Source organism: Streptomyces sp. NBC_00986, assembly GCF_045162565.1.
In the GTDB taxonomy this organism is placed as follows: domain Bacteria; phylum Actinomycetota; class Actinomycetes; order Streptomycetales; family Streptomycetaceae; genus Streptomyces.
In genome coordinates this window covers 5974585-5996663 of sequence record NZ_CP108733.1, presented here as the reverse complement: position 1 = coordinate 5996663, position 22079 = coordinate 5974585, and the positions used below count along the sequence as shown (strand labels likewise).

The window sequence follows — 22079 nt, the reverse complement described above, 5'->3', positions numbered from 1 at the left end:
TTGGAAGCGCCACCCCGACCGTCGACACCGGGGCGCCGGACAGCAACGAGCCCGGGATCACGCAAACCCCCATCACCTCACCGGAGTTGATGCCCCATGCCCTCATACACCCTCATCTGTCCACCCCTTGACACCTCCCCCCACATCGCCCGCGACTTCGTCGCCACTGTCCTGCGCACGCTGGAGCTGGACCGCGCCCTGGTCGACGACGCGATCCTCTGCACCTCGGAACTCGTCACCAACGCCTGCGTCCACGCGAAGGGCGGTGACGGCACGGTGCTGTGGCTGGCGGTGGAGGAGGAGCGGTTGCGGGTCGTGGTGTACGACGGGGACGAGAACCCGCCGGTGATAAGGGAGTTGACGGCTGAACCGGATGAGCGAGGCGGTGGCCGGGGTCTGTACCTGGTGGACGCCGTCACCGAGGGCCGTTGGGGGCACGGCCCGGACATCCCGTACGGCGGGCAACCGCACCCGGAGGGCAAGGGCGTGTGGTTCGACCTGCCCGCAGGGCCGGCCGCGGAGCCGCCCGTACGACGCCCGGTATCACCATGATCGACCAGCGACGCGGGCAACTCGAAACAGCGGCCGTCATCCTGGGCCTCGCCCGGCCGATGGTGGACGACGACGCACCTCTGACAGCCGACGAACTCCGCTGGATCGCCCGCCGCCTGGTCGAGTCCCTGACAGACGTCCTGGGCATCGCCGCCAGCCAGCACCACGCACCGCCGAAGCACGTCGGGGGAGATCGGCGCAACGCCCCCATCCCCTCGATCACCCGCCCCTAGGATGGCGCGCATGGCAATCGAAGGTGCGCAGACGACCCCGGACGTCGTGGAGGACGTGTTCGAAGGACACGCCACGGACATCGAGGTCGAGGACTCCGGCGGGGACACCGAGCGGATCCAACGGCCGTGGAACCCCGACCAGATCCGGGTGAACACCAGCCAGTTCTCCCTGCGAAACATCCTCGACCAGATCGACGAGGGTTCCATCGAACTCGCTCCGGACTTCCAGCGGTTGCAGGTGTGGCGCGCCGACCAGAAGTCCCTGCTCGTCGAGTCCCTGCTGCTTCAGATCCCGCTGCCGGCCTTCTATTTCGCGGAGGACACGGACGGGTCGTTCCGGGTCGTCGACGGGCTGCAACGGCTGTCCACGCTGCACGCCTTCGTCCGGGGAGGAGAGAAGACCGGGTTCGCCCTTGGGAAGCTGGAGCACCTGGACGACCTGAAGGACCTGCGCTTCAGCGATCTCCCCGTACCGTTCCAACGGCGGATCAACAACACCCAACTGATCGTCAACGTGATCGACCCGACGACCCCGCGCGGAGTGACGTACGAGATCTTCAAGCGGATCAACACCGGTGGGACCCCGCTGAACGCGCAGGAGATCCGGCACTGCATGAGCAGCCCGCGCAGCAGGGACATCCTGCACCGGATGACCCACACGGACGCCTTCGCCAAGGCCACCGGCGGCCGCCTCACCAACCACATCCGGATGAACGACCGGGAGATGGCGCTGAGGTTCGCCGCGTTCTGGCTGAAGGGCGTTGAGGCGTACCAGGAGCGTCCCATGATGGAACTGTTCCTGATGGACGCCACCGAGCTGCTCGACGATCCGAAGCAGGTCCCGGACGAGCGGGTGTCCGCGCTGGAGGCCGCCTTCGAGCGTGCGATGACCCATGCGTACCTCGTCTTCGGGGAGCATGCCTTCCGCAAGTGGCCCAAGGGCGACGACTACCGCCGTCCGATCAACCGCGCCATGTTCGAGAGCTGGTCACTCGCCCTGGCCGACCCCGAACACACCACCGCCGATCTGCGCGCGCGCCGCACGGCGGTCGTACAGGCCGCGCGGACGCGGATGACCGTCGACTTCGTCTACCTCAACGCCATCACCTCCTCCACAGCTGACCGGTTCCGCGTCGACTACCGTTTCAAGGCCGCCGTCGAGGACGCGGGAGCCGGCCGGTGATCACCTCCCTGGAGATCAGGGGCTTCAAACGATTCGAGTCGGAGTCGTTCGAAGTGCGCCCCCTGACCGTCCTCACCGGCGTCAACGGCGGCGGCAAGAGCACGGTGATCCAGTCCCTGCTGCTGGCCCGGCTGGCGGCCATGTCCGGCGGCGGCAAGGCGGGCGGCACGGTCCGGCTGAACGGGCCGCTCGGTCTGGCCCTCGGCGAGGCCCGCGACGTACTCAACTGGACATCCGGTGCGACGGAGATCACGGTACGACTCGGCGGACCGGGCGGTGAGTCATGGGTGTTTGGCTTCGGCCTGCCCGATGCCGAACAGGCCCTGCATCTAGACGTACGGCGGCTCCCGGTGCCGGTCGTACCCGGTATCGGACCGGGTGTCGCCGATCCCGCCTTCACCTATCTGTGTGCGGAGCGCCTCGGCCCGCGCGACACCCTGGCCCTGTCCGCCGACGAACCCGACCGGATCGGGGTGGGTGTGCGCGGCGAGTTCACGGCACAGGTGTTGGCGCTGCGCGAGACCCGTGCGATCGGCCCCCGCAGCCCGCGCGGGGAGGTGCGGGGTCCGCTGCATCACCCTGACGGCGCCGGTCCGCAGCTGAGGGCCCAGGCCGAGGCGTGGGCATCGGAGATCATCCGGCCACTACGCATCACCGCCCGCTTGGCCGCAGGCATCATGGCCGGGACTATCCGCTTCGGTGAGACGAGCCTCATCGGCGAGGAGATCCGCCCCGCCAACACCGGCTTCGGCGTCTCCTACGCCCTGCCTGTCATCGTCGCTGGTCTGCTCACCGAGCCGGGCGACCTGTTGATCGTCGAGAATCCAGAGGCCCATCTGCATCCGGCAGGACAGTCCCGTCTGGGCCGCTTCCTCGCGCGTGTGGCGGGCAGCGGGGTGCAGGTACTCGTGGAGACGCACAGCGACCACGTCCTCAACGGCGCCCGGCTCGCCGTAGCGCAGGACGGCTCGCTCCCCGCGAAGGACATGGTCACGCACTACTTCGACCACGACCGCACCCTGCCCATCGGCATCAACGACAAGGGCGAGCTCAGTCACTGGCCGAGCGGCTTCTTCGACCAGATCGAGACCGACCTGGGGAGGCTCGCCCGTGCTCGACGTGACAGGTGATGCCACGGCTGGGGACGACTACCGCGTCGTCGTCGGCGAGGAGTGCTTCGACTGGCGGGAGCTGACGGACGCGGATCTTCAGGACGCGCTCGACCTGCTCGCGGAGTTATTGGAGCCGTTGGCGGACGGCCGCACGGCAGCTCTCATGGAACCCGCGTACGAAACCGAGTGCCGCCCGTCCGTCGCGCTGTTCGACGTCCTCTACTCACCGGATGGCGGACTGCCCCGCGACAAGCGGGTCCGGCTGCAGAAGCTGCTGGGTAAGTGCAAGCGCGTGGAACCCGGCGAGGCGGATGTGCCCCAGCCGGTCCGCGTGGCCGACGGCCCCTGGCGCGAGCCCTCTTGGGGCACGGCACACGCCCTGGCCAGGGCGGCGGACGGCCGGGCCATGTCCTGCCTCCTCGCGCCGTACGCCAAGGAACCCGACTGGCCGTCCGGCTGGCTCACCGTCACGCGAACGACGGAGACGGGCTACGACGAGGTGAAGGCGCACGTCCTGCGGACACCGGAGGACGCTCCGGGCTTCTGGCGAGGCCTGTTCACCCAGGAACCCGTCCCGGCCGAGCACTTCTTCGCCTTCACCGAGGACGCCTTCCCCCGGCTGCTCTTCGCCGACTCCCTGCGCCTGCACCACTTCAAGGGCTCCTACGCCGAGGTACTGTCCTGGCTGGTCAGGCTCCTCGGTGCGCTCAACGACCACTTCACCCAGACATTGGCCGACTGCGGCGGCGACCTGAGCCAGGTCATGCGCAGGTTTGACGCGATGGATCTGAAGATCTCCGCAGAGAGCGCCAACACAAAGAAAAACGCGAAGGCGTGGGAGCAACGGAACGTCGAGCACGATGGCGTCACCTACCGCTGCGACTGGCACGGCAAACGCCTTTATGACCGCGACCGCGTGCACTTCTCCCTGCCGATCCCCGAGCGGGACGGCCGGATACTCATCGGGATCTTCGTGGAGCATCTCGCGACGTGACTGCCCGGCGAGGTGACTGTCAGTGGCGAGTGGCACTCTTGATCCATGACCGATGCATCCCAGGCACCCACTCCCCGCCGCGCCCGCATCCGCGCCCCCCAGCTCACCGGCAAGGGCGGCTGGCTGAACACGGGTGAGAAGCAGTACAGCCTCGCCGACCTGCGGGGACGCATCGTCATCCTGGATTTCTGGACCTTCTGCTGCATCAACTGCCTGCACGTCCTGGACGAACTCCGTGAGCTGGAGGAGAAGCACCGGGACACGGTCGTGATCATCGGCGTGCACTCGCCGAAGTTCGTGCACGAGGCCGAGCACCAGGCCGTCGTGGACGCGGTCGAGCGGTACGGCGTCGAGCATCCGGTGCTGGACGACCCGGAGTTGGCGACCTGGAAGCAGTACGCCGTCCGCGCGTGGCCCACGCTCGTCGTCATCGACCCGGAGGGCTACGTCGTCGCGCAGCACGCGGGCGAGGGCCACGCGCACGCCATCGAGCGCCTGGTGGAGGAACTGGAGACCGAGCACACGGCGAAGGGCACACTCCGGCGCGGCGACGGCCCGTACGTGGCACCCGAACCGGAGCCGACGGTCCTGCGCTTCCCGGGCAAGGCACTGGCCCTGCCCTCCGGCACCTTCCTCGTCAGCGACACCACCCGGCACCAGCTCGTCGAGCTGGCGGCGGACGGCGAGACGGTCGTACGGCGGATCGGTTCCGGGGCACGCGGCCTGCACGACGGTTCGGCCGACTCCGCCACCTTCAACGAACCGCAGGGACTCGCCCTCCTCGACGACGGCTCCGTCGTCGTCGCCGACACCGTGAACCACGCCCTACGACGGCTCGACCTCACCACCGGCGCCGTCACCACCCTCGCGGGGACCGGCCGCCAGTGGATGCAGGGCGAGCCCACCTCCGGCCCCGCGCGCGAGGTCAGCCTCTCGTCCCCCTGGGACGTGGCCTGGTGGCAGGGCAAGGTGTGGATCGCCATGGCCGGCGTGCATCAGCTCTGGGCCTACGATCCGAACGACAACACCGTCGCCGTGACCGCCGGTACCACCAACGAAGGTCTCGTCGACGGGTCCGGACCCGAGGCCTGGTTCGCTCAGCCCTCCGGGCTCGCCGCGACCGCCGACCGGCTGTGGCTGGCCGACTCCGAGACGTCCGCCCTGCGCTGGGTGGACCTCGACGGTGCCGTCCACACCGCCGTCGGCACCGGACTCTTCGACTTCGGGCATCGTGACGGATCCGCCGAACAGGCGCTGCTCCAGCACCCGTTGGGCGTCACCGCGCTCCCGGACGGCTCGGTCGCGATCAGCGACACGTACAACCACGCCCTGCGCCGTTACGACCCCGCGACCGGCGAAGTCACCACGCTGGCAACGGACTTGAGGGAGCCGAGCGACGCCGTCCTCGTCGGCGACGACATCCTGGTCGTCGAGTCCGCCCGGCACCGGCTGACCCGGCTGCGGCTGCCCGAAGAGGCCGTACGCGTCGAGTCCGTCGCCCATCGCACCCAGCGCGCGGCCACCGAAGTCGCCCCCGGCGAGCTGAAGTTGGACGTCATCTTCCAGGCCCCGGCCGGGCAGAAGCTCGACACGCGCTACGGCCCCTCGACCCGGCTGCTCGTCTCCGCGACCCCGCCCGAACTGCTCGTCGGCGGCGAGGGCGCGGGCACGGACCTCAACCGCACTCTCGCCCTCAACCCGGCCGTGGCGGAAGGTGTGTTGCACGTCTCCGCGATGGCCGCCTCCTGCGACGACGACCCCTCCAACGAGTACCCCGCCTGCCATGTCCACCAGCAGGACTGGGGTGTTCCGGTCCGCCTCACCGAGGGCGGGGCGGACCGGCTCCCCCTCGTGCTGGCAGGCATGGACGACCGGGCCGACCAGGACGCCTGAAACGGGGGATCAGCAACGGGGACAGACAGGTTCAGCGGCGGCGCGCCCGCGGTGCCAGCTTGTACAGCGCCATTCCAGCCGCCACCAGCGTCGTCGCCGCCACCATCATCGCCTTGCTGTTCAGCCACAGGCCCGTCGCGGTCAGCGTGGCACCTCCGGCGCCGGTGGTGCCGACGCCGACGACTCTTCCGTACATGAACGTTTCTCCTGAAGGGTTCCGACAGAGCCGAAGGGCTCCGGTGAAGCGTTCCGGTGCGTGAGGGGTGGGGCTCAGGGCCTGTCCGGCGGATCATGCCGCAGACGTGGGGCCTGGCACGCACTCCCCCATTGCCTTAGACGTGGGGGGACCCCCAGCGGCGTTGTCGTCGGTTGCCGACGCTCCGCGTCGCCGCCCTCCTCCGCCTTGCAGCTGCACGCACCAGGCCCCGCTCACCGGTACTGATCAGGTGCCGTTGCTCTCCTGCGGCCTGATCCGCCGGACAGGCCCTGCGGGTCTGCCGCCACAGGCCCTCGATCGCGGCGCCGATGCGGTCCGCCTCGTTGTGGGCCGGGATGAGGACCACCAGCCGTGGTTCGAGCACGGCAGCGGCCCCCCTCGTGAAGATCGCGAGACGGGCCCGGGGCTGCCTCTCCCCGGGCCCTCAACTGCACGAAGTCTTCACGAGGTTCACACAACCGCACAATGCACACCGCGTCACGGAATGCTCGCGTTTGGCTTTGTATGTCCTGTTCGGGCGATTCGGCCCGAGTGTGGGATACGCCCACATAACCGCGCTGGATTACGTGGATCGGGCCCCCGCCGGCTGTCCGCTCAGGCGCCGTAGCCACCGCGGTAGCCGCGCGTCTCGTCGTCCTCGACGACGGTCGTCTGACCCGGTATCACCACGCGCCGGCGCCGCGCCATGCTGCTGAACGTCACGACCCCGATCAGCCCGACGACCATGAGAATGACGCCGACCAGGTCGAGGTTGACCCCCTGCATGTGCCAGTCGGTCGCGAACGTCAGGATCGCGCCGACGGCGATGAGAATGATGCATCCGCCCAGGCCCATGAGTGTTGCCTCCCTGTCCGGTCCGGTCGGCCCGGTCCGCCTCCGGGTACCCGGGAAGGCAACACCCATGCTCCAGGCGGGAGTTGGCTAGCCCTCCAGGAACGCCACCAGCGCGTTGGCCAGCAGGAACGGGTCGCGGTCGCCGCAGAGTTCGCGGGCGCTGTGCATCGAGAGGATCGCCACGCCGATGTCCACGGTCTTGATGCCGTGCCGGGCCGCGGTGATCGGGCCGATCGTCGTGCCGCAGGGCATGGAGTTGTTGGAGACGAAGGTCTGGAACGGCACACCGGCCTTCTCGCAGGCGGCGGCGAACACCGCGCGGCCCGAACCGTCCGTGGCATAGCGGTTGTTGACGTTGACCTTGAGGATCGGTCCGCCGTTGACCCGCGGGTGGTGCGTCGGGTCGTGCCGCTCCGCGTAGTTCGGGTGCACCGCGTGACCCGTGTCGGAGGACAGGCAGACGGTGCCGGCGAAGGCCCGCGCCCGGTCCTCGTAGGATCCGCCGCGCGCGAACACCGAGCGTTCCAGGACCCCGCCGAGCAGCGGCCCGTCCGCGCCCGTGTCCGACTGCGAGCCGTTCTCCTCGTGGTCGAAACCGGCGAGCACGGGGATGTACGGCAGGTTCTCGCGGGCGGCGGCGGAGGTGAGGGCCGCCAGACCGGCATGCACGGAGAGCAGGTTGTCCATGCGCGGGGCGGCGACCAGCTCCTGGTCGCGGCCCAGGTAGGAGGGCGCCTCGACGGAGTGCGTCATCAGGTCCCAGCCGGTGACCTCGCCCGGCGCGAGCCCCGACTCCTCCTCCAGGAAGGCGATCAGGTCGCCGTCGCGGACGTCGTCACCGAGGCCCCAGATCGGCTGGAGGTGCCGCTGCTTGTCCAGCTTGAGCCCGTCCGCCGACACGGAACGGTCCAGGTGGATGGCGAGTTGGGGCACCCTGAGCAGCGGCCGGTCCACGTTCACCAGGCGGGTCGAACCGTCCCGCAGGGTCAGCCGGCCGGCCAGACCGAGATCCCGGTCCAGCCAGGAGTTGAGCAGCGGGCCGCCGTAGATCTCGACGGCGACCTGGCGGAAGCCGTGCCCGCCGGTGTCGGGGCGCGGCTTGACCCGCAGGTTCGGGGAGTCGGTGTGCGCGCCGACGATGCGGAAGGGGGTGTGGGGGGCCGCACCTTCGGGGACGAACCAGGCCACGATCGCGCCACCGCGCAGCACGTACTTGCCGCCGCTCGTGCCGTCCCAGGCGTCCGTCTCGGCGACCTGCCTGAATCCGGCCTTCTCCAGCCGCTCGGCGGTGTTCGCCACGGCGTGGTACGGCGTGGGACTCGCCGCCAGGAAGGACATCAGGTCGTCGGTGTGGCCGCGGTCGAAGCGGGAGGGTTCGCTCATGGGGTTCACCTTAACGACGTACGAGGGCCCGCTCCCGGCGCCGGGAGCGGGCCCTCGCAAGGGCGATGTGGGGTTTCGCGAAGCTGTTCCGGTCTGTCCCGGAACGTGGTGCGGGGCTGGTGCGAGGCTGTCTAGAAGGCTGCCTCGTCCAGCTCCATCAGGTCCAGTTCTACGCCCTCGGCCACCTTGCGGGCGAGGGTCAGACCGGGCAGGACATTGGCCGCGAAGAACTTCGCAGCCGCGATCTTGCCGGTGTAGAACGGCCTGTCCTTCGCGGACGCGGTCTCCAGCTTCTCGGCGGCGATCGCCGCGCCCTTGAGGAGCAGGTAGCCGACGACGACGTCACCGGAGGCGAGCAGCAGGCGGGTGGTGTTGAGGCCCACCTTGTAGATGTTCTTGACGTCCTGCTCGGTCGCCGCGAGGTCGGTCAGCATCAGGCCGACGATGGCTTCCAGCTCGACGGCCGCCTTGGCGAGGTGCTCGCGGGCGCCCGCCAGGTCCTCGCCGCCCGTGCCCAGCGCGAGGAACTTCTTGATGTCCTCGGCGAGGGAGTTGAGGGCCGCGCCCTGGTTGCGGACGATCTTCCGGAAGAAGAAGTCCTGGCCCTGGATCGCGGTGGTGCCCTCGTACAGGGTGTCGATCTTGGCGTCCCGGATGTACTGCTCGATCGGGTACTCCTGGAGGAACCCGGAGCCGCCGAAGGTCTGCAGCGACTGGGCGAGCTGCTCGTAGCCCTTCTCGGAGCCGTAGCCCTTGACGATCGGCAGGAGCAGGTCGTTGAGGGCCTCCAGGGCGGCGGTGTCCTCGCCGGAGGCCTCCTTGACCTGGATCTCGTCCTGGATCGCGGCGGTGTACAGGACCAGGGCGCGCATGCCCTCGGCGTAGGCCTTCTGCGTCATGAGCGAGCGGCGCACGTCGGGGTGGTGCGTGATGGTGACCTTGGGCGCGGTCTTGTCCATGAAGTTCGCCAGGTCGGGGCCCTGGACGCGCTCCTTGGCGTACTCCAGCGCGTTCAGGTAGCCCGTCGACAGGGTGGAGATCGCCTTCGTGCCGACCATCATGCGGGCGAACTCGATGATGCGGAACATCTGCCGGATGCCGTCGTGCTTGTCGCCGATCAGCCAGCCCTTGGCGGGGTGGCGGTCGCCGAAGGTCATCTCGCAGGTGTTGGAGGCCTTGAGGCCCATCTTGTGCTCGACGTTCGTCGCGTAGGCGCCGTTGCGCTCGCCCAGCTCGCCGGTCTCGAAGTCGAACTCGTACTTCGGGACGAGGAACAGGGACAGGCCCTTGGTGCCCGGTCCGGCGCCCTCGGGGCGGGCGAGGACGTAGTGGAGGATGTTCTCCGACATGTCGTGCTCACCGGACGTGATGAAGCGCTTCACGCCCTCGATGTGCCAGGAGCCGTCGTCCTGCTGGACGGCCTTGGTGCGGCCGGCGCCGACGTCCGAGCCCGCGTCGGGCTCGGTGAGGACCATGGTGGAGCCCCACTGCCTGTCGACGGCGATCTTCGCGATGTGCTTCTGGACGTCGTTGCCCTCCTCGAAGAGGATGCCCGCGAACGCGGGACCCGAGGAGTACATCCAGACGGCCGGGTTCGCGCCGAGCACCAGCTCCGCGTAGGCCCAGATGAGGGAGCGGGGCGCGGTGGAGCCGCCGATCTCCTCGGGCAGGCCCAGACGCCAGTACTCGGAGTCCATGAACGCCTTGTACGACTTCTTGAAGGAGGCCGGGACGGGCGCGGTGTTGGTCTCGGGGTCGAAGACGGGAGGGTTGCGGTCGGCGTCCGCGAAGGACTCGGCCAGCTCGTTCTCCGAGAGGCGCGTCAGCTCCGCCAGGACGCTCTTCGCGGTGTCCGTGTCCATCTCCGCGAACGGACCGGTGCCGTACAGCTTGTCGCGCCCGAGGACCTCGAAGAGGTTGAACTCGATGTCGCGGAGATTCGACTTGTAGTGCCCCATGGCGACGACTCCGTAGAAAGATATGTACAGCGAGACGTGTACTAAGCAGTAGCTACGATGATGCTACCCGTCGGTAATAAGACGCAACCCCAAGCCGTCCATCTGTGACTCGTTACTCTTGCGGGCATGTACGGCTACGACCAGAACGTGGGCGCTCAGCAGGGGTACGTCCCGCCCCAGCAGCAGATGGCCGGCGGCGTGGGCGGCTACGGCCAGCAGCCGCCGCTCTACCCCGAGCCGTCCCCGCCCTCGCTCGCGGACGCGGTGCGCGCGTTCACCACCGGGCAGATGGCGGCCGAGGACTTCCAGCAGGTCTTCGCGACCTCCAAGGTGTACTGCCCGCGCGGCGACAACCCGGGCTTCCTCGCGCTCCACAACACCCAGCAGCCGGTGATCCCGATGTTCACCTCGCTCAAGGAACTGCGCCGCTACGCCGGCAAGGAGTCCAAGTACTTCGTGATCACCGGCGCCGAGGTCATCGACCTGCTGCCGACGGGGTACGGCTTCGTCGTCGACATGGAGGGCGAGCACCGGATGGTGTTCGACGCCAAGGCGGTCGAGCAGATGGTGGAGTTCGCGATGCGGAGGATGTACGGCTGATCGCGACCCCGTACCGGTCGCTTCGTCCCGGTCCGAGCCCGGAGGGAATGCCCTCCGGGCTTCTTCTGTTGTGGGGTAGCAGAAAGTTCAACGCTCAACTAAACTCGACGCACAAGGAGGTCCCGACATGCCTGCAGTGACCGTAGAGAACCCGCTGACCCTGCCCCGCGTGGCCGCGCCGGCCGACGCCGTGGCACGTCCCGTGCTCGCCGTCTCGACCGCGCCCAGCGGTTTCGAGGGTGAGGGCTTCCCGGTGCGCCGCGCGTTCGCCGGGATCAACTACCGCCACCTCGACCCGTTCATCATGATGGACCAGATGGGCGAGGTGGAGTACGCGCCGGGCGAGCCCAAGGGCACCCCCTGGCACCCGCACCGCGGCTTCGAGACCGTCACCTACATCATCGACGGCGTCTTCGACCACCAGGACTCCAACGGCGGTGGCGGCACCATCACCAACGGCGACACGCAGTGGATGACGGCGGGCGCGGGCCTGCTGCACATCGAGGCGCCGCCGGAGTCGCTCGTCGTGTCCGGCGGGCTCTTCCACGGCCTGCAGCTGTGGGTGAACCTGCCGGCCAAGGACAAGATGATGCCCCCGCGCTACCAGGACATCCGCGGTGGCCAGGTGCAGCTGCTGACGACCCCGGACGGCGGCGCGCTCCTGCGCGTCATCGCCGGTGAGCTGGACGGCCACCAGGGCCCCGGCATCACGCACACGCCGATCACGATGATCCACGCGACGGTGGCGCCGGGTGCGGAGGTCACGCTGCCCTGGCGCGAGGACTTCAACGGTGTCGCGTACGTCCTGGCCGGCAAGGGCTCGGTCGGTGCGGAGCGGCGGGCGATCCACATGGGCCAGACCGCAGTCTTCGGCGCGGGTTCGTCCCTGACGGTCCGCGCGGACGAGCAGCAGGACGGGAACACCCCGGACCTGGAGGTCGCGATCCTGGGCGGCCAGCCGATCCGCGAGCCGATGGCGCACTACGGCCCGTTCGTCATGAACACCCGCGAGGAGCTGCAGCAGGCGTTCGAGGACTTCCAGAAGGGTCGGCTGGGCACGATCCCGGCCGTGCACGGAATGGGTGAGGGCGGCCTGTAGGCCTCACCCGAGCGGAAGCAACCGAAGCCCCGTCCATGTGTGGACGGGGCTTCAGCCGTGTCGGCTCGGCGCCGGGAGCCAGTTTTTTCGGAGTTCGGTGGTCGGCGGATGTCGAGAACGTGCCGCCGGCTCCGTCCCAGGGACGTCGGCGGCCACCACCGGCCGCACGAGGAAGCCGTACGGGGAAGAAGGAGAGATCACCATGGCGATCCAGCGGATGGACAACGTCGGCATCGTCGTCGAGGACCTGGACGCCGCCGTCGCGTTCTTCGTGGAACTCGGCATGGAGGTGGAGGGCAGGGCGCAGGTCGAGGGCCTCGTCGCCGACCGGTGCACCGGGCTCGACGGTGTCCGCTGCGACATCGCGATGGTCCGGACCCCGGACGGTCACAGCCGGCTGGAGCTGGCGAAGTACCGCAGCCCCGAGGCGATCAGCGGCGGGCCGCGCGACCGGCCGCACAACATCCTGGGCACGCACCGCGTCATGTTCGCCGTCGACGACATCGAGGACACCGTTGCGCGCCTGCGCCCTCACGGTGCCGAACTCCTCGGTGAGATCGCCCGGTTCGAGGACAGCTATCTGCTCTGTTACGTCCGCGGCCCGGAGGGCATCATCGTTGGACTGGCCGAGCAACTGGGCTGACGGTCGCCGACGGTGGCCGGAGCCGGTCCGCGGGGTCGCTCAGGCGTCGGGGGTCAGGGCGTCGATCCTCGCGACCTCTTCGGCGGTCAGGTGGATCGCCCCGGCGGCGAGGTTCTCCCGGAGGTGGACGGGGCTGGTGGTGCCGGGGATCGGCAGGGTCGCCGGTGAGTGGTGCAGGTGCCAGGCCAGGGCGGTCTGCTGGACCGTGGCGCCGTGGCGGCGTGCGATGGGTTCCAGGACCTCGCGGATGCGATCCCCCTGGCCGGTTTCGTTCAGGGTGACCGGGTGCCAGGGCGAGAACACCGCGCCGTTGGCCTCGGCGGCCTTCAGCAGGCCCGCCCCGGTGCGCACGGCGATGTTGTAGTGCGCCGTCACGGCGGCGATGTCGACGATGGCACGGGCGGCCTCGAACTGTTCGACGGTGACGTTGGACAGGCCGATACTGCCGATCACGCCCTCGTCGCGCAGTTCGGCGAGCGTGGCGACCTGCTCCTCGAAGGGGGCGTCGGTGGCCCGGCCGCTGTGCAGGTAGTACAGGTCGATCCGCTCCACGCCCAGGCGCCGGGCGCTCAGGTGGGCGCTCTGCCGCAGGTAGTTGCGGTTGCCCACCGCGTCCAGGGTCGCGTAGTCGAAGCCGCCGCGTACGAAGCCGCCCTTGGTCGCGATCACCAGGTGGTCCGGGTAGGGGTACAGCGCGTCGTGGACCAAGGTCTCGTTGGTGTGCGGGCCGTACACGTCGGCGGTGTCGATGAAGCCGACGCCGGAGTCCACCGCCTGCCGCAGCAGGGCGATGCCGCCCTCGCGGTCCGGGTACTCGCCCCAGACCTGCTTGCCGGTCAACTGCATCGCGCCGTAGCCGATGCGGTTCACCGAACGGTTCCCACCGATGCTGACCTGGGCCTTCGCCACGCCGGAGATGTTGTCACCCATGGTTTTCTCCAACCTTTCGTTTCTGCGGACCTCAAGGAAGTGGTGGGGAGGTTCAGCGGGCCGTGTAGCCGCCGTCGACGGGGAGCGCGATGCCGGTGACATAGCTGGACCGCTCCGAGCACAGCCACACGACGGCGTCGGCGATCTCCTCCGGTTCCGCGATCCGGCCGAGCGGGTGGGCGGCCGCCAGTTCGGCGTGCAGGGCGGGATTCTCGTCGACCATGCCGGCGACGAGCGGGGTGTCGACCAGGCCGGGGCACACGGCGTTGACGCGGATGCCCGCGCCGGCGTAGTCGAGCGCGGCGCTCCTGGTCAGGCCGATCTCGGCGTGCTTGGAGGCGACGTAGCCCGCGTACCCGCCGACGCCGACCAGCCCGGCGCCCGAGGAGATGTTCACGATGGCGCCGCTGGAGTACGGCACCATGCGGGCCAGTTCGTGCTTCAGGGAGAAGAACATCCCGCGCACGTTGGTCGCGAGCATCAGGTCGAGGGTCTCGACGGGGTGGTCGGCCAGCGCGGAGGCGCTGTTGCCGCCGTCGACGCCGGCGCTGTTGACGGCCACGTGGAGTTGTCCCCCGGGCGACGCGGCGGCCTTCACCGCCTGTTCCACGGCGTCCTCGTCGTGGACGTCGGCGACGACGTACCGGGCGGTTCCGCCCGCGTCGGTGATGAGCTTGACGGTCTGCTCCAGGGTCGCGGCGGTGCGGCCGGCCACCGTGACGGTGCAGCCCTGCGCGGCCAGCGCCACGGCGGCCGCGCGGCCGATTCCGCTGCCGCCTCCCGTGACGAGCGCGTACGCGCCGTCGAACGTCCTGTCGGTCCTCGCTGCCATGGTGCTGTCCTCACGTGAGTGGTCGAATCGCTGCCCGTCGCGTCGCTCGCGGACACTGCTCCAGCAGACGCCGTTCTGCCTGGTCGGGCCGTCTGTCCTGGTGCGGTCCGCCGGGAATCGGCTGCTTCTCGTCGAGTCAAACACCGCGGGTGGCGGGGGCGGGAGACCCGTCTGGTCCGGGGGTCCGGCAGACCCCCTTTCGCGCACCCGCGACGCGAGGAGGCCGCCCCTAGTGGCGGGTGTCCGTGCGGACCAACGTCAGGGGGTGGTGAGGGCCGTGTCCTCGGCGGGCACCGCTTCCTCCTGGACCGGTTCGCGCAGGAACGCGGAGAGCAGCATCGCGAGCACCGGCGCCGTGGCGAGTACCGCGAGGGCGCCGCGGGGACCGTAGTGGGTCGCGATGACGCCCAGCAGCGGCATGAACAGTCCGCCCGCGCTCATCGCGAGGCCGAGGGTGACGCCGGCGGCGGTGCCGGGGCGGCTGGGCAGGTAGTCCTGGCCGAGCTTGATGAGGACGGCGAACGGGATGTTCGAGATCAGGCCGACCAGCAGCGCGAGGGGCAGCGCGGCGTACTTGTCGTCGCAGATCAGCATGAGCCACAGGGCGGGCAGCATCGCCGCGTTGCCGATCTGCACGGTGCGCACCATGCCGATGCGGTCCGCCAGCCGCCCGCCGAGCAGTGTGCCGGCGACACCGCCGCCGAGTTCGAGGGTCAGGGCGAGGCCGCCGAGGGCGCTGCTCGCCTCCAGGTGGCGGATCCAGTACAGCGAGATGAAGGTGTTCAGTCCGGTCGAGATGGTGGACCGTACGATCTCGACGGCGGTCAGTGCCGCGAACCGGCCCGGCCGGTCCGTGCCCCGGCGCCGGACCGCCCTGACCGCCGTGGCGGATGTGCGGTTGTGGTGGCGGAGCAGGACGAAGCCCATGAGGACGGCGGGCGGGATGAAGAGGGCCGTCGCGCTCATCCCGAGGGTGTCCAGGGCCGGTGTGACCAGGGCCGGGGCGATGAAGAAGCCGACGCTGCCGCCCGCGGCGAAGTAGCTCATCGCGGTGGCGCTGCCCCCGGCCGCGCGGCGGGCGTCGCGCCCCGCGGGCGGATGGAACATCGCGATGCCGACGCCCGCCATCAGCAGCAGGGCGAAGACCAGCGGGTAGGAGGGCGTCAGTCCGGACAGGCCCGCCCCGATCCCCGCCAGGGCGATCCCCAGCGGCGACATCCAGCGCAGCCGGAACCGGTCGGCGAGCAGTCCGATCGGCACCTGCGGCAACGCGCTGCCGAGGGTCGCGGCAAGGGCCAGCCCCGAGGCCTGCACGTAACTGAAGTCGCGCTGCAGCACGAAGTAGGGGACTGCGGCGGGCACGAGTCCCTGGTAGAAGTCGTCGACGGCGTGGGCGCTCGCCCAGATCCGCATCCGGCGCCAGTGCCCGGGCGGACCACCCGCCTCACGGGGAGTGCTTGATTCCTGGATGGTCGTCACCCACTCACGATGGGCGGGAACACCTCGGGCGCGCTTCCCGTATTCTGCCTATCCATGTCGCAGACCCGCCACGAGCCCGTCGCGCCGACCACCACCCGGTTCCTCGACGGCGGCGAGACCATCGCCCGGCACCGCCACGACGACCACCAGCTGATCTACGTCAGCTCGGGCGTCCTCGCGATCACCACGGAGCACGGCTCCTGGATCGCCTCCGACGACCGCGCCGTGTGGATTCCGGCGAACACCTGGCACGAACACCGCTTCCACGGCCGGAGCCGCTTCCACACCATCGGTTTCCCCGCCCACGGCAGGGCGCCCCTGCCCGACACCGGACGCCCCACGGTCATCGCCGTCGACAGCCTGGTGCGCGAACTGCTGATCGCGCTCGCCGGCACCACCCTCACGCAGACCGAGACCCGGCACATCGAGACAGTGCTGCGCGACCGGCTGCGCCGCGTGACCGCCGAGCCCGTCGCCCTGCCCGCGGCCCGCGACCAACGGCTGGCCGACGCCTGCCGCCTCGTCGAGGAGGACCTGCACCGGCCCTGCACCCTCGCCCAGCTCGCCGCCCGCGTGCACACCAGCGAGCGCACCCTCTCCCGCCTCTACCGCGACGAGTTCGGCCTGACCTTCCCTCAGTGGCGCACCCGGGTCCGGATCTTCACCGCGATGGTCAGGCTCGCCGAGGGCGCCACCGTCACCGACACCGCGCACGCCTGCGGCTGGGCGACGACCAGCGCCTTCGTCCAGACCTTCGCCCAGACGGTGGGCATCACCCCCGGCACCTACCGCGCGGGCATGGACAGACCGCGGCAGGAGCGGTGAAAGCCTGACCCCCCGTCACCCGGGCGGCCCGTCCCGCCGGGCCCGCCCGCGCGATGCGTGATCCGGTGGGACCGTGCAGCTCCTCCCCGTTCCGGTACGACGCCTCGCCGCCTGGTGTGCCGTCATGCTGCTCGTGTCAGGGGTCGGCTACGTCGGGATCCGGCTCTGTGCCGAGCTGAAGACCGCCGTGACGCCCGTGCTGCTCGCGTTGCTCGGGACCGCGCTGCTCGGGCCGTTGTACCGGCGGCTGGTGAAGGCGCACGTGAACCGGTCCGTGGCCGCGATGATCACCTGTGTCGCGGTCGTCGCCGTCGTCGGCGGGGCCGTGTACATCGTCGTGGCCGCGCTGATCGACACCGGGGACCAGATCGTGTCCTCGCTCAAGGACGCGGGGAACTCCCTCGCCGACCACTTCGGCGCCGCCGGCACCTCGGTGGACGACCTCGCCTCCAACGCCAAGGAACTGCTCACCAAGTTCGGCGGGACGGCCGCCTCGAACGTCATCAGCGGGGTCAGCGTCGTCGGCGAGACCATCGCCATGGCCGTACTGGCACTGCTGCTCGTCTTCTTCTTCCTCCGGGACTCCGACCGCGCCGCGGGGCTGCTGCGTTCGCTCGCCCCGCACGACAACGCCGATCTCGTCGAGGCCATGGCCCGCCGTGCCTTCGAGGGCGTCGAGGGATTCATGCGGGGGACCACCGTCATCGCCCTCATCGACGCCCTCTGCATCGGCGTCGGCCTGCTCGTCCTGGACGTGCCGGGGGCGTTCGGCCTGGCCGCGCTTGTCTTCGTCGGCGCCTACATCCCCTACCTCGGCGCGTTCCTCTCCGGCGCGGTCGCCGTGCTGGTCGCGCTCGCCGACCGGGGTTTCGTGATCGCGCTGTGGGCCCTCGGGGTCGTCCTCGCCGTGCAGGTCCTCGAGGGGCACGTGCTCCAGCCGATGATCCAGAGCCGGACCGTGCAGATGCACCCGGCGGTCGTGATGATCGCGATCACCGCCGGCGCGTCCGTGGCCGGAATTCTCGGCATGCTGCTCGCGGTACCGCTGACCGCGGCCGCCTTCGGAGTCGTACACGAGCTGCGGGAGCGTTACGCGTCCCAGGACCCGAACTCCGAGACGCCGCCCGGACCGTCGCCCGCGGGGTCCCCGGTGCCGTCGGACTCGTAGAGCTCGAACCAGATGCTCTTGCCCTCGCCCCTCGGGTCGACGCCCCAGGTCTCGGCGAGGAGTTCGATGAGGAGCAACCCCCGCCCGGAGGACGCCAGTTCACCGGGGTGCCGCTTGTGCGGGAGGTCGTCGCCGGCGTCCGTGACCTCGACCCGCATCCGCCGCTCACCGGACTCGCCGGTCACCTCGGCGGTCAGCAGGGCGTCGGCGTCGGTGTGGACGAGGACGTTGGTGAGCATCTCGGAGACGAGCAGGACCGCCGAGTCGACCTGGTCGGCGCCGGTCCAGTCGTGGAGGAGTTCGCGCAGCTGCTGCCGGGCCACCGCGATCCGCTCGGGCTCGGCCTGCGCGACGGTGAGCACCGTACGGCGGATCTTCGGAGGGACGGTCGTCGTGTCGCCGCAGCCGCAGGCCTCGCCCTCGCGGGACAGCAGGAGTACGGCGATGTCGTCCTCGCGGCGGTCCGCGAGCGGGCCGGTGGTGTGGTGCGAGGAAGGCCCGTGGACGGCCTGGACGAGCGCGTCGGCGAGTTCCTCCAGGTCGCCCTTGTGCTCCTCCAGGATCGTCCGGATGCGCTGCCAGCCCGTCTCCAGGTCGTGGCCGCCGGTCTCGATCAGCCCGTCGGTGCACATCAGCATGGTCTCGCCGGGCTCCAGGGCGAGCGTGCTCGTCGGGTAGTCGGCGTCCGGGTCGATGCCGAGCGGCAGTCCGCCCGCCGTGGGCCGCATCAGCACCGTGCCGTCCGCCATGCGTATCGCCGGGTCGGGATGGCCGGCGCGGGCGATCTCCAGCACCCCGGTCGCCGGGTCGGCCTCGACGTACAGGCAGGTCGCGAAGCGCGGGTCGGCCTTCTCCGCGTCGCCGTTGGTGATGCCGTGCAGGAAGCGGGAGGCGCGGGAGAGGACGGCGTCCGGGCGGTGTCCTTCGGAGGCGTAGGCGCGCAGGGCGATGCGGAGTTGGCCCATCAGCCCGGCGGCCCGCACGTCATGGCCCTGTACGTCACCGATGACCAGCGCGATCCGTCCTCCCCCGGAGGGGGTGCCTCCGGGCAGCGGGATCATGTCGTACCAGTCGCCGCCGACCTGCAGCCCGCCCCCGGTCGGTATGTAGCGGGCCGCGACGCTCATGCCGGGGATCTCCGGGCCCAGCGTGGGCAGCATCGAGCGCTGGAGGCCGTCGGTCAGCTCGCGCTCGGACTCGGCGACCCCGGCGCGGGAGAGGGCCTGCGCGAGCATCCGGGCGACCGTGGTGAGGACGGACCGCTCGTCGGGCGTGAAGGCGACCGGGTAGGTGAAGGCGGCCATCCAGGCGCCCATCGTCCGCCCGGCGACGGTCAATGGCAGGAACGCCCACGACTGCCGGTGGAAGTGCTGGGCCAGCGGCCAGGTGACCGGGTAGCGCTCCTTGTACTGCTCGGGCGTGGACAGATAGACGGCACGGCCCGTCCGTACGACCTCGGCGGCCGGGTAGTCCGTCACCATCGACATGTGCGAGAACGGGTCCTCGTCACCCGGCTGATGCCCGTGATGGCCCACGATCGTCAGACGGTCGCCCGAGACCCCGAACACCGCGAGGCCGTCCGGTGAGAAGCCCGGCATCGACAGGCCCGCCGCGACCCGCAGCACCTCCGCCGTGGACCGTGCCTCCGCGAGCGCCCGGCCCGCGTCCAGCAGGAACGCCTCGCGGGAACGCCGCCAGTCACCGGTGACCGCGGTCCGCCCGGCCGGTGTGCCCGGCGTGGGCTCGGCGACCTCCTGGAGGGTGCCGATCAGCTCGTACGACCGTTTCTCGGGGTTGTAGGACGGTTTGGAGCGGCTGCGGACGACGCGGATGACCCGGCCCCGCTCGTCCATGATCCGGATGCGGACCTCGGCGAGGGTGCCCTCGGCGACGGCCAGCCCGACGACCCCCGTGATCTCGTTCCAGTCCACGGGGTGGAGTCGGGCCCGTGTCTGGGCCTCCGTGAGGGTGGTCTGTTCGGGAGGCAGCCCGAGCAGCCGTGCGGCCTCGGCGTCCACCGTGACCAGCTCCGAGGCGGTGTCCCAATGCCACAGACCGGTCGCGAGGGCGGCGAGTACCTCCCCCACGGCGGGCAGGGGCTCACCAGTGCGCATTGCCCCACTGTAAGAAGAGGAGATCGAAACCTGCCACCGAGGGAGCCCTGAGGTAATGGTGGGGAGGCGCTCCATGGGTGGCCGGTACCCTTGGGACGTCCGGGCTCCGGCCCCGGACGTTTCACGTGAAACACTCCCCGATCCGCGAAGGCTGGATGAACGACGATGCATCGGTACAGGTCCCACACCTGCGGCGAGCTCCGCGCCTCTGACGTCGGCACCGACGTCCGGCTGAGCGGCTGGCTGCACAATCGCCGAGACCTGGGTGGCATCCTCTTCATCGATCTGCGCGATCACTACGGCATCACGCAGCTCGTCGCCCGCCCCGGCACGCCCGCGTACGAGGCCCTCGACAAGGTGACCAAGGAGTCGACGGTCCGCGTCGACGGCAAGGTCGTCTCCCGCGGCACGGACAACGTGAACCCGGATCTGCCGACCGGTGAGGTCGAGGTCGAGGTCGGCGAGGTCGAGCTGCTGGGCGCCGCCGCCCCGCTCCCCTTCACGATCAACACCGAGGACGGGGTCAACGAGGAGCGGCGCCTGGAGTACCGCTTCCTGGACCTGCGCCGCGAGCGCATGCACCGCAACATCATGCTGCGCTCCTCGGTGATCGCCTCGATCCGCTCGAAGATGGTCGCCCTCGGCTTCAACGAGATGGCCACCCCGATCCTCTCGGCGACTTCCCCCGAGGGCGCGCGCGACTTCGTGGTCCCGTCCCGCCTCAACCCGGGCAAGTTCTACGCCCTTCCGCAGGCGCCGCAGCAGTTCAAGCAGCTGCTGATGATCTCCGGCTTCGACCGCTACTTCCAGATCGCGCCCTGCTTCCGCGACGAGGACGCCCGCGCGGACCGCTCGCCGGGCGAGTTCTACCAGCTCGACGTCGAGATGAGCTTCGTGGAGCAGGAAGACGTCTTCCAGCCCATCGAGAAGCTGATGACGGAGCTGTTCGAGGAGTTCGGCGGCGGCCAGCCGGTCACCTCCCCCTTCCCCCGCATCCCGTTCCGCGAGTCGATGGTGAAGTACGGCTCCGACAAGCCGGACCTGCGCGCGAAGCTCGAACTCACCGACATCACGGACGTGTTCGAGGGCTCGGAGTTCAAGGCGTTCGCCGGCAAGCACGTGCGCGCGCTGCCGGTGCCGGACGTGGCGGCGCAGTCCCGCAAGTTCTTCGACCAGCTCGGCGACTTCGCGGTCACCCTCGGCGCGAAGGGCCTGGCCTGGGTCCGCGTGACCGAGGACGGCTCGCTGACGGGTCCGATCGCGAAGTTCCTCACCGAGGAGAACATCGCGGAGCTGACCAAGCGCCTGTCGCTGGCGCCCGGTCACGCCGTGTTCTTCGGCGCGGGCGAGTTCGAAGAGGTCTCGAAGATCATGGGCGCGGTCCGCGTCGAGGCCGCCAAGCGTGCCGGCCACTTCGAGGAGGGTGTCTTCCGCTTCTGCTGGATCGTCGACTTCCCGATGTACGAGAAGGACGAGGAGACCGGGAAGATCGACTTCTCGCACAACCCGTTCTCGATGCCGCAAGGCGGTCTGGAGGCCCTGGAGACCCAGGACCCGCTGGACATCCTGGGCTGGCAGTACGACATCGTCTGCAACGGCGTGGAGCTGTCCTCCGGCGCGATCCGGAACCACGAGCCCGACATCATGCTCAAGGCCTTCGAGATCGCGGGCTACGACCGTGACACCGTCGAGGAGCAGTTCGCCGGCATGCTGCGCGCGTTCCGCTTCGGCGCTCCGCCGCACGGGGGGATCGCCCCCGGCGTCGACCGCATCGTCATGCTGCTCGCGGAGGAGCCGAACATCCGCGAGACGATCGCGTTCCCGCTCAACGGCAACGCGCAGGACCTGATGATGGGCGCGCCGACGGAGCTGGACGAGACGCGGCTGCGCGAGCTGCACCTGTCGGTGCGGAAGCCGCAGCCGAAGTAGTACGCGGCCGACGGGAGTTGAAGCGTTGGGGCTCGGAACCGGCATCGGTTTCGAGCCCTTTCGCTTGTGCACAGGATTCACAGCGCATTCTCATGTTCATG

The 22079-nt window shown here is 69.9% G+C and carries 20 protein-coding genes; 12 read left to right on the top strand and 8 right to left on the bottom strand.

The features are described 5' to 3' along the window. Window positions 1-96: 96 nt before the first annotated feature. Genes OG504_RS26580 through OG504_RS26555 form a run of 6 tightly spaced genes read left to right on the top strand, consistent with a single transcriptional unit; the run spans window position 97 to window position 5967 of the window. Window positions 97-552 carry an ATP-binding protein gene (locus OG504_RS26580; protein WP_405992075.1) on the top strand — a complete coding sequence of 152 codons (456 nt, stop codon included), beginning with the start codon at window positions 97-99 and terminating at the stop codon, window positions 550-552. Further along, the gene (locus tag OG504_RS26575; RefSeq protein WP_405992074.1) at window positions 549-785 is read left to right on the top strand and encodes a hypothetical protein; all 237 of its coding nucleotides are present in this window, start codon (window positions 549-551) and stop codon (window positions 783-785) included. Before OG504_RS26580 ends, OG504_RS26575 begins: the two co-directional genes overlap by 4 nt. A 10-nt stretch (window positions 786-795) precedes the next feature. Next, window positions 796-1968: a DUF262 domain-containing protein gene (locus tag OG504_RS26570; RefSeq protein ID WP_390166991.1), complete on the top strand. Its 1173-nt coding sequence runs from the start codon at window positions 796-798 to the stop codon at window positions 1966-1968. Then, window positions 1965-3098 carry a DUF3696 domain-containing protein gene (locus tag OG504_RS26565; RefSeq protein ID WP_405992073.1) on the top strand — a complete coding sequence of 378 codons (1134 nt, stop codon included), beginning with the start codon at window positions 1965-1967 and terminating at the stop codon, window positions 3096-3098. The genes OG504_RS26570 and OG504_RS26565 overlap by 4 nt, the downstream gene beginning before the upstream one ends. Continuing rightward, a complete protein-coding gene (locus OG504_RS26560) occupies window positions 3079-4074 on the top strand; it encodes a hypothetical protein (protein WP_405992072.1) in 996 nt (331 codons plus the stop codon). The genes OG504_RS26565 and OG504_RS26560 overlap by 20 nt, the downstream gene beginning before the upstream one ends. A 45-nt stretch (window positions 4075-4119) precedes the next feature. Further along, entirely contained in the window at window positions 4120-5967 is a 1848-nt protein-coding gene (locus OG504_RS26555) for a thioredoxin-like domain-containing protein (RefSeq protein ID WP_405992071.1), read from the top strand. A 31-nt stretch (window positions 5968-5998) separates the two neighbouring features. Here OG504_RS26555 and OG504_RS26550 read toward each other — a convergent pair whose 3' ends face one another. From OG504_RS26550 to OG504_RS26535, 4 genes are all read right to left on the bottom strand, one after another. Continuing rightward, window positions 5999-6163, bottom strand: coding sequence for a hypothetical protein (locus tag OG504_RS26550; RefSeq protein ID WP_405992070.1), 165 nt, complete (start codon window positions 6161-6163; stop codon window positions 5999-6001). Window positions 6164-6778: 615 nt separating this feature from the next. Further along, window positions 6779-7018: a DUF6458 family protein gene (locus tag OG504_RS26545; protein WP_033285325.1), complete on the bottom strand. Its 240-nt coding sequence runs from the start codon at window positions 7016-7018 to the stop codon at window positions 6779-6781. 87 nt (window positions 7019-7105) lie between these two features. Then, window positions 7106-8401: a M18 family aminopeptidase gene (locus OG504_RS26540; RefSeq protein WP_405992069.1), complete on the bottom strand. Its 1296-nt coding sequence runs from the start codon at window positions 8399-8401 to the stop codon at window positions 7106-7108. Window positions 8402-8532: 131 nt separating this feature from the next. Further along, window positions 8533-10359, bottom strand: a complete 1827-nt coding sequence (locus tag OG504_RS26535; protein WP_405992068.1) for an acyl-CoA dehydrogenase — start codon at window positions 10357-10359, stop codon at window positions 8533-8535. A gap of 126 nt (window positions 10360-10485) precedes the next feature. Here OG504_RS26535 and OG504_RS26530 point away from each other — a divergent pair, with 126 nt between their 5' ends. The 3 genes from OG504_RS26530 (at window position 10486) to OG504_RS26520 (ending at window position 12701) form a co-directional block, all read left to right on the top strand. Next, complete coding sequence (locus OG504_RS26530; RefSeq protein WP_019073480.1) at window positions 10486-10959, top strand: SseB family protein; 474 nt, start codon at window positions 10486-10488, stop codon at window positions 10957-10959. Window positions 10960-11086: 127 nt separating this feature from the next. Then, the gene (locus OG504_RS26525) at window positions 11087-12058 is read left to right on the top strand and encodes a pirin family protein (RefSeq protein WP_078622785.1); all 972 of its coding nucleotides are present in this window, start codon (window positions 11087-11089) and stop codon (window positions 12056-12058) included. A 202-nt stretch (window positions 12059-12260) separates the two neighbouring features. Continuing rightward, the gene (locus tag OG504_RS26520) at window positions 12261-12701 is read left to right on the top strand and encodes a VOC family protein (RefSeq protein WP_405992067.1); all 441 of its coding nucleotides are present in this window, start codon (window positions 12261-12263) and stop codon (window positions 12699-12701) included. 39 nt (window positions 12702-12740) lie between these two features. Here OG504_RS26520 and OG504_RS26515 read toward each other — a convergent pair whose 3' ends face one another. The 3 genes from OG504_RS26515 to OG504_RS26505 all read right to left on the bottom strand — a co-directional run bounded on the left by OG504_RS26515 (window position 12741) and on the right by OG504_RS26505 (window position 15876). Continuing rightward, entirely contained in the window at window positions 12741-13631 is an 891-nt protein-coding gene (locus OG504_RS26515; RefSeq protein ID WP_405992066.1) for an aldo/keto reductase, read from the bottom strand. A gap of 52 nt (window positions 13632-13683) precedes the next feature. Next, window positions 13684-14463: an SDR family NAD(P)-dependent oxidoreductase gene (locus OG504_RS26510; RefSeq protein WP_405992065.1), complete on the bottom strand. Its 780-nt coding sequence runs from the start codon at window positions 14461-14463 to the stop codon at window positions 13684-13686. Between the two features lie 258 nt (window positions 14464-14721). Then, complete coding sequence (locus OG504_RS26505) at window positions 14722-15876, bottom strand: MFS transporter (RefSeq protein ID WP_405996435.1); 1155 nt, start codon at window positions 15874-15876, stop codon at window positions 14722-14724. 120 nt (window positions 15877-15996) lie between these two features. Between OG504_RS26505 and OG504_RS26500 the strand changes: the two genes are divergently transcribed. After that, a complete protein-coding gene (locus tag OG504_RS26500) occupies window positions 15997-16767 on the top strand; it encodes an AraC family transcriptional regulator (RefSeq protein WP_405992064.1) in 771 nt (256 codons plus the stop codon). 73 nt (window positions 16768-16840) lie between these two features. Next, a complete protein-coding gene (locus tag OG504_RS26495) occupies window positions 16841-17935 on the top strand; it encodes an AI-2E family transporter (RefSeq protein WP_405992063.1) in 1095 nt (364 codons plus the stop codon). Here OG504_RS26495 and OG504_RS26490 read toward each other — a convergent pair. Beyond that, window positions 17857-20049, bottom strand: a complete 2193-nt coding sequence (locus OG504_RS26490; RefSeq protein ID WP_405992062.1) for a SpoIIE family protein phosphatase — start codon at window positions 20047-20049, stop codon at window positions 17857-17859. The genes OG504_RS26495 and OG504_RS26490 overlap by 79 nt on opposite strands. Window positions 20050-20214: 165 nt before the next feature. On the opposite strand from OG504_RS26490, the gene aspS reads away from it, so the two are divergent. Beyond that, window positions 20215-21978, top strand: a complete 1764-nt coding sequence (gene aspS, locus OG504_RS26485) for an aspartate--tRNA ligase (protein ID WP_393033343.1) — start codon at window positions 20215-20217, stop codon at window positions 21976-21978. Window positions 21979-22079 lie beyond the last annotated feature (101 nt).